Here is a 12,233-nt window from a genome sequence, read left to right on the forward strand (position 1 = left end):
CTCCTATTATTTCAACCCTTTCAGTTTGTCTCCTATCATATCCCCTAATTGGAATCCACGAGACTCTTCAGGTAGTTCATAATCTGTTATCTCTTCTGCATGTTCTTTTTCTAACAACTCTTTAATAGATAAAGATAAACGTTGTTCAGAAACATTTAAATCTAAGACCTTCACTTGTACTTCTTGGCCTTCTTTTAACGCTTCATGCGGTGTTGCTACATGTTTATGTGAAATTTGGGATACATGTACAAGTCCTTCTACCCCAGGTAATACTTCAACAAATGCACCAAACGTAACTAAGCGTTTTACTTCGCCTGTTAATACAGAGCCCTTTTGGATCTTATCTGCTGCCTCTTCCCAAGGACCTGGTTGAGTATCTTTTATGGAAAGAGATATACGCTCATTATCACGATCAATTCCAAGAACTTTCACACGAACAGACTGACCTTCCGTCACAACATCAGAAGGCTTCTCTACGTGTTGATGTGATAGTTGAGAGATATGAACTAGTCCATCTACTCCTCCAATATCAACAAATGCACCGAAGTCTGTTAAACGTTGTACAGTTCCTTCTACTTCTTGTCCTACTTCAATACCATGTAAGGCTTGTTGTTTCTTTTCCACTTTTTGTGCTTCTACAACTGCACGATGAGAAAGAATTAAACGATTCTTTTCACGATCTAGCTCCACAATTTTAAATGTTAATGTACGACCTTTATAGTCTGTAAAGTCTTCCACAAAGTGATCTTCCACTAGAGATGCTGGTACAAATCCACGTACACCTAAATCAACTACTAGTCCACCTTTAACGACATCTTTTACTTCAGCTTCAAAAACTGTACCATTTTCAAAGCGGGAAACCATTTCTTCCCAAGCTAGTTCTGCATCTACTTTTCTCTTAGACACGATAAGTTGTTCTTCTTCTACTTTTGTCACGATTAACTCTAACTCGTCTCCAACTGAAACGACATCGGAAGCTTTTTCTACATGTAAGCTAGATAATTCGCTAATAGGAACAATACCGTCAACTTTGCTATTTGCAAGGTCCACTAATACCTGTTTTTCTTCTACTTTTGTAACAGTTCCTTTCACTTTGTCACCGACAGCGAAAGTATTTACTTCCACTTGATTCATATCTTCTACCATATGTACTCCTCCTTCGTCTAAAGCGGCTCGAGAATCTTCTGAAAAGTGACCAGAAGTTCAATATCCTATCTCTAACTTCTTATAAATAGCACTATTTGTCAAGCAAAGACACTCGCAAAAAACATCACTTATGCTGATCTATTAACTTCTGAATTTCTCCCATAATTACAGCAGTAACTTCTTCAGCTCCTGCTCGATTTTCCCTATACTCAGCTAAGTCTATTGGCTTACCATAAACTACTTTTACAGTAGCGAATTTCTTGTATGGTCCAATAATTGCACATGGTACGACATATGCGTTTGTTCTTAATGCAAAAAAGCCAGCTCCAGCTAAACCTTTTCCTAATTGACCGTTTTTACTTCTTGTTCCTTCAGGAAAAAGTCCTAGAACTCCACCTTCTTTTAGCAACTTTAAACCTTTTCTAAGAGCTTCTCGGTCACTTAAACCTCTTTTAACTGGGAATGCTTGTAATTGTCTAATTATCCCACCTAGTACAGGAACTTTAAACAGCTCTTCTTTTGCCATAAAAGAAACTTTTCTTGGACATGTGATTCCGACTACTGGTGGATCTAAGTTATCAATATGGTTAGAGCAAAGGAGAATACCACCTTCTGAAGGAACATTTTCTTTACCGATTACTTCAAATCGGTAAAGAGGTGATAAAACACCTCGCACTACATTTCTAGCTAATGAATAAAAAGCTGTCATGATTAAATATCCCCTATCATAGCCATAATTCTATCCACTACTTCATTAATTGAAAGTGACGTAGTATCTAATTCAATAGCGTCGTCCGCTTTCTTTAGCGGTGCAACTTCTCTCTCTGAGTCAATTTTATCGCGCGCAGCTATCTCTCTTTTTAATTCTTCAAGAGTAGAAGAAATTCCTCTAGCTTTATTATCTTCAAGTCTTCTAACAGCTCTTTCTTCTACACTGGCAAGTAAAAACACTTTTACTTCTGCATCTGGAATGACATGAGTACCAATATCTCTACCATCCATAACAACTCCGCCCATACTTGCTAACTGTTGTTGTCTTTCAACCATTTCTTCTCTAATTAATTTATGTTTAGCAACATAACTAACAGAGTTAGTTACTTCATTTTCCCTAACTGCATCTGTTACATCGTGATTATTAACAAATACACGCTGTCCTTGATCAGATGTTTTTAAATCAATGGAGGTATTTTTTAATAGTTTTATTAATTCTTTTTCATCATTTAAATTAATATCTTGTCTTAGTGCAGATAAAGTAATAGCACGGTACATGGCACCCGTGTCAATATAAACGTATCCTAATTTGGCTGCGACAATCTTTGCCACAGTACTTTTTCCAGCTGCAGCTGGACCATCAATTGCTATTCTTAATTGTTTTGTCATTTTTAGTACCTCATTCTCTACGTAAAATATCTGTCCTATTGTACCATAGGACTTTATATGATGAAAAACGCAATATTAACTTTTCCCTAAGTAAATTATCCATGGAAGAGTTAATAGAAATCTATATTAGTATGGAGCATTCTTGATGTGTTTATGACCTCAAATTGTTTTGCCTTCAAATAATAAAGGCTGCCCAGCCGTTCTATGATAGAACTTCAGCCGGCAGCCCACATATTTTCAAAAGCCATTTTGACTTTTGGATTTCCATACTTCTATCCAATGGTCATAACCTTGCTTTACGACGCCTTCATAAATGGTAAGTTTTTGAACAGAAGTCGAAGAAAAGTTTGGTAAAAGTATGCCTTGAATAATTACAAGGAAGATTAAATGAATGACAGCTAGTTTAATAAGTATTCGTTCTACTTTTTTCATCGTCACCAACCGATTTTTTAGTAGTCATTATGCCCGGTCTAGACTGTCACTATGCTCCTGGTAAACCTTTTTTCTTCATAGCTACTTGTCGTTCAAAACAAAAACGAATGATGTTTTGTTGATCTTGCTCGGAAAGTTTGTCAAATTGAATGGAACAGATGGTTCGCTTATCTTTTTCCCATTGCCTTATAATAGTTACATTCGTTTTGACATAGTATGTCTTGCCCCCACTCATGGGTAAAACCACAATAATATACCCTTTTTCTTGAGAGGGAAGTATTTCATCAGGTGGCAATATTACAGCACAACCACCAGCACTAAGGTCTTCCGTTAGTACATGTAACGTTTTATTGATAGCTGGTATTGTTAAAGATGCATCTAAAGAACTATCCACTCGAACAAACTGCCTTCTTTGTATTCTCACAATTTCATCCAAGTTAGGTAAAACCAACATAATCATTGGAATTTTGTTCATCTTTCTACCAAGCACTTCTGTTGGAAACGAAAAAACAGCTTGATCTTCATCTTCTACAAAACTAACTTGTAGTTCAGTACCATCAACTAAAAACACTGTTCTTTGTGTAGAAAGAGATACTGGATAATCAATAAAAAAACGATCTTCCTCTAATTCTACAACACGGCACCTATACTTTTCTTTCTTTTCACCCAAATCCGCTTCTAGCGTCAAAATAGTCCCTATTTTTAACATAGTAATACCTTCCTAGACATTTATTATCTATATTATTGCATGGAAATAGTTGCAATTCTAGGTGTAATTTGTGAAAAAATGCTATTTTACATACTTTTTTCCTATGTACTTAGAAAGTTCATTGAACAATTCAGAAGCTTTATCTAAATGTGTTTATCATCAGTTCCTTATTTTTATGTTGTAACCTTTCAAAAGCAAAAACCACGTATCAAAAATGACACGTGGTTTATGTTTATACCAAATCATCATAAATAGGTTCTGCATTTTGCAGTTTTTCTACACTTTCTTCCTGGCCAGTTTCTGCATTGATGTAAATTCGATACGTATCATCATTCATTTGCCCCATAAATTCATAACATAGGACATCTTCTCCCAGTTCATTTTGAATGATCGCTAATCTCTCATCCATAATCTTTACGTTAGAATGAATATAGCTTCTAGCTTCTTCTAACGTTAAAGCTGGCTCTGGAATCTCTCTTTCTTTATGGTTTTGTAAGTATTCGTCGGCTGTAAAACCTACAATATCTCCATTATCTAAGGCTACTTTTACTTTCACCATGTCAGGGTACACTCTTACTCCATCTCTTACAGAAACGTAATTGAATAGAGCCATGTTATCATATTGGGTACTTTCAAACATCTCAAGCTCTTTAAAACCGTGTTCCTTCATAAATTCTTTCGCTTTTTCAGAAGCTTGATTTAAACTTAACTTCGTATCGCTTATTTCTCTTGTATCAAGTAAATAAATCGGGTACCCACCTTTTTTCGTAATATCCATATTCGCTTCTGCGTTTCTTCCATGAACAATGGATACACTGTAAAAACCGACTTCTGAACCTTCCCCATTTTGAGTAACTTTGACTTCCTTTACTTTGTCCTTACTTATATAAGACTTAGCAATCTTCACAGCTTCTTCTTTCGTGATTGCTTCACCACTTAAATTTTGATAGCCATTATTTTGGTCATTTGAGAGTGCTATTGCAGACGGATCACCTTTTGCTGCCTCATCATACCCTTCAGCTGTTTTTTCTACCGTTTTAAATCCATCAATAATGGTATTATCTGCGGTCTCATCGTTCGCCGCAAGTGCCATTTCTACATCCATCCACCTAAGGTTATTTTCTAATACTAAATGTTGCACTTTACGTAGTTCATTTTGAATTTCGGCACTTTGTTTATATAAGTTTTCTAATTGAGCGTATTCTTCGTTATTTAACGGCTCATCGGAAAGATCTCTAACTGCAACTTTATAGGTAAAATCTCCAATTCCATTTAAGAATTCTTCTGTTTTATTAAATGGTAACAATGTGATTGGAAGTTGTCCTACATCACTTTGTGCTTCAGAAGTCAATCTCCATACATCCGCAAGCGCAGGTGATAAAGATTTGTTAGAATTCATTGCTAGAGTACCACCAATTTTGTCATGTATCATATCAACCTGATACGTTAACTCATGAAATGCTCGTTGGTAATTGTTCTCCGCGTTCAATAAAACAGCATTCTTTTCTCGGTGTTCTTGGTACCCCCATAAACCAGTTCCTGCTGCTCCTAATGCTAAGACGACTATTAAAATTGTTCTAATCATACTTTCACCCCTCTACTTACAGAAAATGTGTTTACCGATTCGTTTAATTTGTGGTCTAGACCATATCCAACTACTTGTCGCTGTATCAGGATTGAAATAATATTGAGCATTCCCAGTTGGGTCCCACCCATTAATTGCATCAATAACTGCTTCTTTTGCTCTTTCATTTGGGGTTAACCAAATTTGGCCGTCCGCAACAGCTGTGAAAGCTAGCGGTTCAAAGATAACTCCTGAAACGGTGTTTGGAAATGTAGGTGAATTTACTCGATTTAATATTACTGCTGCGACAGCTACTTGACCCTCATAAGGCTCACCACGAGCTTCACCGTAAACGGCATTCGCCATTAACTGAATGTCATTTTGAGAATAACCACCGGGAGTATTTACCGCTGTTGGTTGTTCTGGTGTTTCTTGAGCTTGTTGATTTGATCCACCTTGTTGACCTGTGTTTTCAGCGGTTTGTCCAGTCCCAGCATTGTTTGCCTTACCTCCTTGATTAGTAGAAGGGGTTTTTGATCCTTTAGCTGGTTGCTTTTGTTTATTCAAATCTGTTCCACCGTAGTGCGTAAATTTTTTGCCTTTTTCAATATTTCCTTTTACGAACTTTTCATTGTAATTTGAAGCTTTTACTAATTTATCTTTTGTTGTGTGGCCAACTAATCCGTCAATAGGTAGTCCAAATTCATACTGAAAATTCCTTACAGCCCAATATGTTCCCCAACCAAAGACACCATCAATTTTCCCATTGTAATAACCGATGTATTGCAGTCTAGATTGAAGTTCAATTACGTCATCTCCAGTAGCACCGTGTTGTATAATTTGATCCGAAAAGGCTGAAACCTTTCCATTAGATGATGTAATCAATGTGATTACTAATAGTAAACTTCCTAAGGAAAATAAAAGTTTTTTATAGTGCTTCATTCCTCTGTTAACCTCCTCATGATGATATGGCATTGACTGTAGTTTTCTACAGAAAATGAAATTTATTCTATAGAACATTCATGTCTCGGAATAAAAAAAGAAAACACCTCTACAAAAGAGGTGCTTTCCCTTTAATCTCCCATTCTAATTTACGCAATAGACGAACATTATAGATCTAAATGAGTATTAGATTTACTAATGGGATGTTGGTTTTTATAATGTTGTATAGTTAATTGATGTGCTAATTTTACTTTCCTTAATCCAAACCACCATAAGAAAAACATAAACGGGATAACATAGTATGCAATCATACCTTTTTGAAGTAATAGGAAATCATACAACCCGTGAAGCAGTAAAGGTGCAGTGAAAGAAAGTAGTAACCAATACATTTTTCTAGAAAAAGGGGAGAATTTTGCTTTACCAAGATAATACCCCATTACTACCCCAAAAAGAGCATGACTTGAAACTGGTAAAATTGCTCTAACAAAAGCGATTTCTACACCATGGGCTACTAAGTAAAGGATGTTTTCAGTTGTTGCAAAGCCAAGAGATACTGCAGCACCGTAAACAATACCATCATACGGTTCATCAAACTCTGCATGTTTTACCATTGCAAAGTACAATATAAACCATTTTACAAATTCTTCAATAAATCCAATAGACAGAAATGCCTGAAGAAAAGAAGTAGTAAATATATTCTCTTCTGTTAACACAAACTGTATAAACATTACAGGAAAGGTAATAATTGCTCCAAAGATGAACGTTTTTGCTACTTGAATTAAAGGTTCTGACTCAAATTCGTCTCTTAAATAGAAGTAACTAAGTAATGCTAAACCAGGAGCAATACCCGCTGACAAAATGACAAACATCGATTGTCCTCTTTTCAATTAGTTTCTATCATCGTATCATGGAAATGACAAGAAGGGAGATATAAATTATGAAAAAACAAATTTTACTGATTCATACTGGTGGAACAATTTCCATGCAACAAAATGAAGAAGGTAGCGTTGTACCTCAATCAACGAATCCCTTACATAGCGAAAATGCTGCAATACAAGATCTTGCAGCTTATACAATAGAAGAGCCATTTCATTTACCGTCTCCCCACATTACACCGAAAGATATGTTGCTATTAAAACAAGTAATCTTAGAACAAGTGGAAAAAACAAGAATTGATGGAATTGTCATTACACACGGCACTGATACATTAGAAGAAACAGCGTACTTCTTAGATTTAAGCCTATCCTTAGATATACCAATCGTGTTGACAGGGGCCATGAGATCTAGTAATGAAATAGGTTCAGATGGTTTGTATAATCTTCGTTCTAGTATAAAGGTTGCTTCAAGTAATGGAGCCAGAGGGAAAGGCGTCTTGGTTGTCATGAATGATGAGATTCATACAGCAAAAAATGTAACCAAAACGCATACATCAAACGTTTCCACTTTTCAGTCTCCACAATACGGTCCAATTGGTATTGTAGCAAAAAAAGGGAGTATTTTCCACCACAGTCCACTAGAAAGAGAATATTTCCCAGTGAGTTCCATAACAAAGAAGGTCGCATTGTTAAAATCGTATGCTGGTATGGAGAGTAACATGTTGGAAATTCTCCCTACTGTTGGATTTGATGGAGTAGTAATTGAAGCATTAGGACAAGGAAATATGCCTTTAGACGCTTTTGAAGGAGTTAAATTATTACTACGAGCAAACTTTCCAGTTGTAGTAGTTAGTAGATGCTTTAACGGAAGTGCGGAAGACATTTATGGATATGCAGGTGGTGGAAAGCAGTTAAAAGATGAAGGAGCAATTTTCGCTACCGGTCTAAATGGGCAGAAAGCACGAATAAAATTATTAGCTGCCTTAGAATCGACTACGGACCTACATGTGTTACGTAATTGGTTTGAGAAGGATAGCGATCATTAATTTCATTACGAATAACAAATAGAAACAGGTGTATCTGGTTTGGATACACCTGTTTCTTATAATTAGTTACTCTAGTTTACGCTTTGCACATATTTTCCTATAGCATCTTTTGCTATTAACTCTCCATGAAATCTCCCATTTTCGATAAAGATTTCATTGGCGTTATTACCTGCAGCAATAACTCCAGCAATATAAATACCGTTTACATTCGTTTCCATAGTTTGAGGATTAAACGTTGGTCTTCCCGTTTCATCATCCATCCTAACTCCCATTTTACGTAAGAACTGGTGGTCTGGATGGTACCCTGTCATGGCAAACACATGTTGTGCTTTTATTTTCTTGTTCTCTTGACCAGTAGAAACATACACATATTCCTTATCTATGGCTTCTATATTGGTATTAAACATCATATTAATTTCATTGTTTCTTACTAGAGCATCAAAGTTTGGGAGAATCCAAGGTTTAATACTGTTAGAGTACTCAGACCCTCTATAGATTACCGTAACTCTCGCTCTAGCTTTGTGTAACTCTAACGCTGCGTCAACTGCAGAGTTCTTCCCACCTATGACAACTATGTCTTGATCAAAGAATGGATGTGCTTCTTTGAAATAGTGATACACATGAGAAAGATCTTCCCCTGGTACCTGTAACATATTTGGGTGATCGTAATACCCAGTTGCAATAATAACCGTTTTAGTTTTATAAACTTCTTTCGTAGTGGTGACTACAAAAGAATCATCCTCTTGCTTTTTTACACTTTCAACTTTTTCAAATGAATGAATAGAAATCCCTTTTCGTTTAACTACATCTCTATAATAAACTAAGGCTTGATTACGTTTTGGTTTAAATTCTTCTGTTAAGAATGGAACATTTCCAATCTCCAACTTTTCACTTGAACTAAAGAATGTTTGGTGTGTAGGATACTGATAAATGGCATTCACAATATTTCCTTTTTCTATTACAAGTGGAGTAATACCCTTCTCTTGAAATGCAATAGCTGCTGCAAGTCCACAGGGACCTCCTCCAACAATAATTACTTCTTCACTTCTCAACTTTGTTACCTCCTCTACTCACCTTCACAGAGAGCAATAGAAAATCCTCTACCCTTAAGGATAGAGGATTTCTTTTAAATTGACAAATGAAAGGGAATCTTTTAGATCCAACCACGATACCTAGATGCTTCCGCCATTTTGCGAACACCCACCATATATGCGGATAACCTCATGTCAACTCGACGATTTTGAGCTGTATCATATACGTTTTCAAATGCTTTTACAATTACTTTCTCTAGGCGCTCTTCTACTTCTTCTTCTGTCCAGTAGTAGCCCTGATTATTTTGTACCCATTCAAAGTACGAAACTGTTACTCCTCCTGCAGAAGCTAGTACGTCAGGTACAAGTAAAATCCCACGGTCTGTTAGTATCTTCGTTGCTTCTAACGTTGTTGGACCGTTTGCAGCCTCTACAATAATGGAGGCACGGATATTGTGTGCATTTTCTTCTGTAATTTGGTTTTCAATTGCAGCTGGTACTAAGATATCACAATCTAGCTCCAGAAGTTCTTTATTTGAGATAGTATCGTTAAATAATTTCGTCACTGTACCAAAACTATCACGACGGTCTAATAAATAATCTATATCTAATCCATCAGGGTCATGTAGTCCACCATATGCGTCTGAAATACCAATAACTTTTGCTCCTGCATCATGCATAAATTTAGCTAGGAAGCTACCTGCATTACCAAAACCTTGTACAACTACTCTTGCACCCTTCAGCTCAATTCCACGTCTCATAGCAGCTTCACGAATACAAATAGTTACTCCTTTAGCGGTTGCAGATTCACGACCATGAGAACCGCCTAATACAATCGGTTTACCTGTAATAAAGCCTGGAGAATTAAATTCATCTATACGACTATATTCATCCATCATCCATGCCATAATCTGAGAGTTTGTAAACACATCTGGCGCTGGAATATCTTTTGTTGGTCCAACTATTTGGCTAATCGCACGAACATAACCTCGACTTAAACGTTCAAGTTCACGGAAAGACATATCCCGAGGATCACATATGATTCCACCCTTACCTCCACCATATGGAAGGTCTACTATTCCACACTTTAAACTCATCCAAATCGAAAGTGCTTTCACTTCGGTTTCCGTCACATTTGGATGAAAACGAATTCCACCTTTTGTTGGTCCTACTGCATCATTATGTTGAGCTCGATAACCTGTAAATACCTTTACTGTTCCATCATCCATACGAACAGGAATCTTCACAGTCATCATGCGCATCGGTTCTTTTAACAATTCATAGACTTCTTCCGGATAACCTAGTTTCTCCAGGGCGTTATGTATTACTGTCTGTGTGGACGTTAATACATTATGTTTCTCCTCTTTACCTGTCTTATCTGCACCATTATCGGCTACCATTACGTAAACCCCCTAAAATTGCTAAGTAGCTAAGCTTCTTTCAGAACATAGTATACACCTTTCCAAGGCTTGTGCAAAGTAAAATCAAAAAGAAATAGTCATTTTTGTAAGCGTAACCATTGTTGACATAACTATATTTTAAAACTACTTTATTTATCTTCTAATATGGATAAAACTTACACGAATCACGGTATGTATGTTGCGTTCATTTTGCATATACACCCCGCAAAAATAACTTAATTTACGCAGGGTGTATATGTTTTTAATATTTTTTTCTTTCGTGTAATCATCTACTGAAAATACTTTGAAATTTGAAGTGTTGCTGACTCTGAAATAATCTGTTTTCCATACTCTCTAATGAGATGCGTTGTAAAGAGAGATTCCCTTCCATATTCCAATACAATGGATAGAGTACCTAAATGATCATGATCTCCATTCATCAATAGATAATGCTCGCCACCATATATATACCATTCACTATCAATGTCTAAATTATGATTAACTAATCTTTTGCACAAAGAAACTAAATCTTCAAAATCATTGAATATCAGGAGTAAGTCTTGATGGCTTTGTGTGTTTATTAGTGGTGGTTCATCAATGAAATGCTTATCTTCTTCCATCTCTAGAGTTAAAATTAACTCGATTGCTTGTATAGTTAAGGAATATACCTCAATAGAAATGGTTTGGGAAGCAACTATTCCAAAAGAATCTTCCGCTTCATCTAACATCTCGTCAAACAAATCGTACCAAATATGACTATTCTTCCAAATCTCATCTTCTCCAAATCCTCTTTCCTGCAACTCGTCAAAAGAAATTGAAAATTTAACTCGATAATCGTCAACGCGCTCGACTCTCATAAATCTCGCCCTCCACTCCTAACCCATATTATGTGAAAGTGGGCTGTGGGTGACAAGAAAAGCTCCAGGCGCGCGATCAGCCGCGGCAGAAAAGTTTGGAAGACCGAGGAGGCAGCTCTTCAGCCACCGGAGGGCTTTCGGACTTTTCCGAGCGGTTGCGCACCTGGAGCTAGACACCAAGAAAAGCGAAAGGCGCGCGATCAGCCGCGGCAGAAAAGTTTGGAAGACCGAGTAGGCAGCTCTTCAGCCAACGGAGGGCTTTCGGACTTTTCCGAGCGGTTGCGCACCTGGAGCTAGACACCAAGAAAAGCGTAAGGCGCGCGATCAGCCGCTGCAGAAAAGTTCGGAAGACCGAGTAGGCAGCTCTTCAGCCAACGGAGGGCTTTCGGACTTTTCCGAGCGGTTGCGCACCTGGAGCTAGACACCAAGAAAAGCGAAAGGCGCGCGATCAGCCGCTGCAGAAAAGTTTGGAAGACCGAGGAGGCAGCTCTTCAGCCAACGGAGGGCTTTCAGACTTTTCAGAGCGGTTGCGCACCTGGAGCTAGACACTGCAGAAAAGGATACTCGGTTAAATACGGACCACATCACGTGGTCAACACCGAGTTGTTACCGGTCACGTAACAAAAGCTCCAGGCGCGCGATCAGCCGCTGCAGAAAAGTTTGGAGATCAAGAAAGTAAAAACAAAAAAGATGCACAGAGTTGCATGCATCTTCAGTCGTTTCTCATAGTTTCTTTTTTAAATTATATCATTGCAGAAATTTTACTTTACATTAATACGTACTGAGGGATTGAAGCGGAAGGGGGCGACTCCGGCGGGATTGAAGCGGTAAGTCGAGACCCCACAGGAGCG

The 12,233-nt window shown here is 37.4% G+C and carries 12 protein-coding genes; 1 reads left to right on the forward strand and 11 read right to left on the reverse strand.

What is annotated here, in order from left to right:
* Positions 1–6: 6 nt before the first annotated feature.
* From rpsA to prsW, 8 genes are all read right to left on the reverse strand, one after another.
* The gene (rpsA, locus tag G8O30_RS06945; RefSeq protein WP_239674247.1) at positions 7–1,146 is read right to left on the reverse strand and encodes a 30S ribosomal protein S1; all 1,140 of its coding nucleotides are present in this window, start codon (positions 1,144–1,146) and stop codon (positions 7–9) included.
* Positions 1,147–1,270: 124 nt separating this feature from the next.
* On the reverse strand, positions 1,271–1,855 hold the full coding sequence (locus G8O30_RS06950; RefSeq protein ID WP_239674248.1) for a lysophospholipid acyltransferase family protein: 585 nt from the start codon (positions 1,853–1,855) through the stop codon (positions 1,271–1,273).
* 2 nt (positions 1,856–1,857) lie between these two features.
* Positions 1,858–2,526: a (d)CMP kinase gene (gene cmk / locus G8O30_RS06955; protein WP_239674249.1), complete on the reverse strand. Its 669-nt coding sequence runs from the start codon at positions 2,524–2,526 to the stop codon at positions 1,858–1,860.
* A 237-nt stretch (positions 2,527–2,763) separates the two neighbouring features.
* Positions 2,764–2,958 carry a DUF5359 family protein gene (locus G8O30_RS06960; protein WP_239674250.1) on the reverse strand — a complete coding sequence of 65 codons (195 nt, stop codon included), beginning with the start codon at positions 2,956–2,958 and terminating at the stop codon, positions 2,764–2,766.
* 49 nt (positions 2,959–3,007) lie between these two features.
* Entirely contained in the window at positions 3,008–3,667 is a 660-nt protein-coding gene (locus G8O30_RS06965) for a flagellar brake protein (protein WP_239674251.1), read from the reverse strand.
* Positions 3,668–3,899: 232 nt separating this feature from the next.
* A complete protein-coding gene (gene ypeB / locus G8O30_RS06970) occupies positions 3,900–5,252 on the reverse strand; it encodes a germination protein YpeB (protein WP_239674252.1) in 1,353 nt (450 codons plus the stop codon).
* A gap of 12 nt (positions 5,253–5,264) precedes the next feature.
* Complete coding sequence (gene sleB, locus G8O30_RS06975) at positions 5,265–6,173, reverse strand: spore cortex-lytic enzyme (RefSeq protein ID WP_239674253.1); 909 nt, start codon at positions 6,171–6,173, stop codon at positions 5,265–5,267.
* A gap of 167 nt (positions 6,174–6,340) precedes the next feature.
* Positions 6,341–7,042 carry a glutamic-type intramembrane protease PrsW gene (gene prsW, locus G8O30_RS06980; RefSeq protein WP_239674254.1) on the reverse strand — a complete coding sequence of 234 codons (702 nt, stop codon included), beginning with the start codon at positions 7,040–7,042 and terminating at the stop codon, positions 6,341–6,343.
* Positions 7,043–7,110: 68 nt separating this feature from the next.
* On the opposite strand from prsW, the gene G8O30_RS06985 reads away from it, so the two are divergent.
* Entirely contained in the window at positions 7,111–8,094 is a 984-nt protein-coding gene (locus G8O30_RS06985) for an asparaginase (RefSeq protein ID WP_239674255.1), read from the forward strand.
* A 71-nt stretch (positions 8,095–8,165) separates the two neighbouring features.
* On the opposite strand, the gene G8O30_RS06990 is transcribed toward G8O30_RS06985, so the two are convergent.
* From G8O30_RS06990 to G8O30_RS07000, 3 genes are all read right to left on the reverse strand, one after another.
* Complete coding sequence (locus G8O30_RS06990; protein ID WP_239674256.1) at positions 8,166–9,146, reverse strand: YpdA family putative bacillithiol disulfide reductase; 981 nt, start codon at positions 9,144–9,146, stop codon at positions 8,166–8,168.
* Positions 9,147–9,247: 101 nt separating this feature from the next.
* The gene (locus tag G8O30_RS06995; RefSeq protein WP_239674257.1) at positions 9,248–10,525 is read right to left on the reverse strand and encodes a Glu/Leu/Phe/Val family dehydrogenase; all 1,278 of its coding nucleotides are present in this window, start codon (positions 10,523–10,525) and stop codon (positions 9,248–9,250) included.
* 290 nt (positions 10,526–10,815) lie between these two features.
* Positions 10,816–11,382, reverse strand: coding sequence for an adaptor protein MecA (locus tag G8O30_RS07000; RefSeq protein ID WP_239674258.1), 567 nt, complete (start codon positions 11,380–11,382; stop codon positions 10,816–10,818).
* Between the last annotated feature and the right edge of the window lie 851 nt (positions 11,383–12,233).

The organism is Mangrovibacillus cuniculi (assembly GCF_015482585.1).
GTDB lineage: Bacteria > Bacillota > Bacilli > Bacillales > R1DC41 > Mangrovibacillus > Mangrovibacillus cuniculi.

Coding starts and splice junctions, on each gene's coding strand:
- G8O30_RS06960 (WP_239674250.1), bottom strand. CDS start 2,958: ATGAAAAAAGTAGAACGAATACTTATTAAACTAGCTGTCATTCATTTA.
- prsW (WP_239674254.1), bottom strand. CDS start 7,042: ATGTTTGTCATTTTGTCAGCGGGTATTGCTCCTGGTTTAGCATTACTT.
- G8O30_RS06965 (WP_239674251.1), bottom strand. CDS start 3,667: ATGTTAAAAATAGGGACTATTTTGACGCTAGAAGCGGATTTGGGTGAA.
- rpsA (WP_239674247.1), bottom strand. CDS start 1,146: ATGGTAGAAGATATGAATCAAGTGGAAGTAAATACTTTCGCTGTCGGT.
- ypeB (WP_239674252.1), bottom strand. CDS start 5,252: ATGATTAGAACAATTTTAATAGTCGTCTTAGCATTAGGAGCAGCAGGA.
- G8O30_RS06995 (WP_239674257.1), bottom strand. CDS start 10,525: ATGGTAGCCGATAATGGTGCAGATAAGACAGGTAAAGAGGAGAAACAT.
- G8O30_RS06950 (WP_239674248.1), bottom strand. CDS start 1,855: ATGACAGCTTTTTATTCATTAGCTAGAAATGTAGTGCGAGGTGTTTTA.
- sleB (WP_239674253.1), bottom strand. CDS start 6,173: ATGAAGCACTATAAAAAACTTTTATTTTCCTTAGGAAGTTTACTATTA.
- G8O30_RS06985 (WP_239674255.1), top strand. CDS start 7,111: ATGAAAAAACAAATTTTACTGATTCATACTGGTGGAACAATTTCCATG.
- cmk (WP_239674249.1), bottom strand. CDS start 2,526: ATGACAAAACAATTAAGAATAGCAATTGATGGTCCAGCTGCAGCTGGA.
- G8O30_RS07000 (WP_239674258.1), bottom strand. CDS start 11,382: ATGAGAGTCGAGCGCGTTGACGATTATCGAGTTAAATTTTCAATTTCT.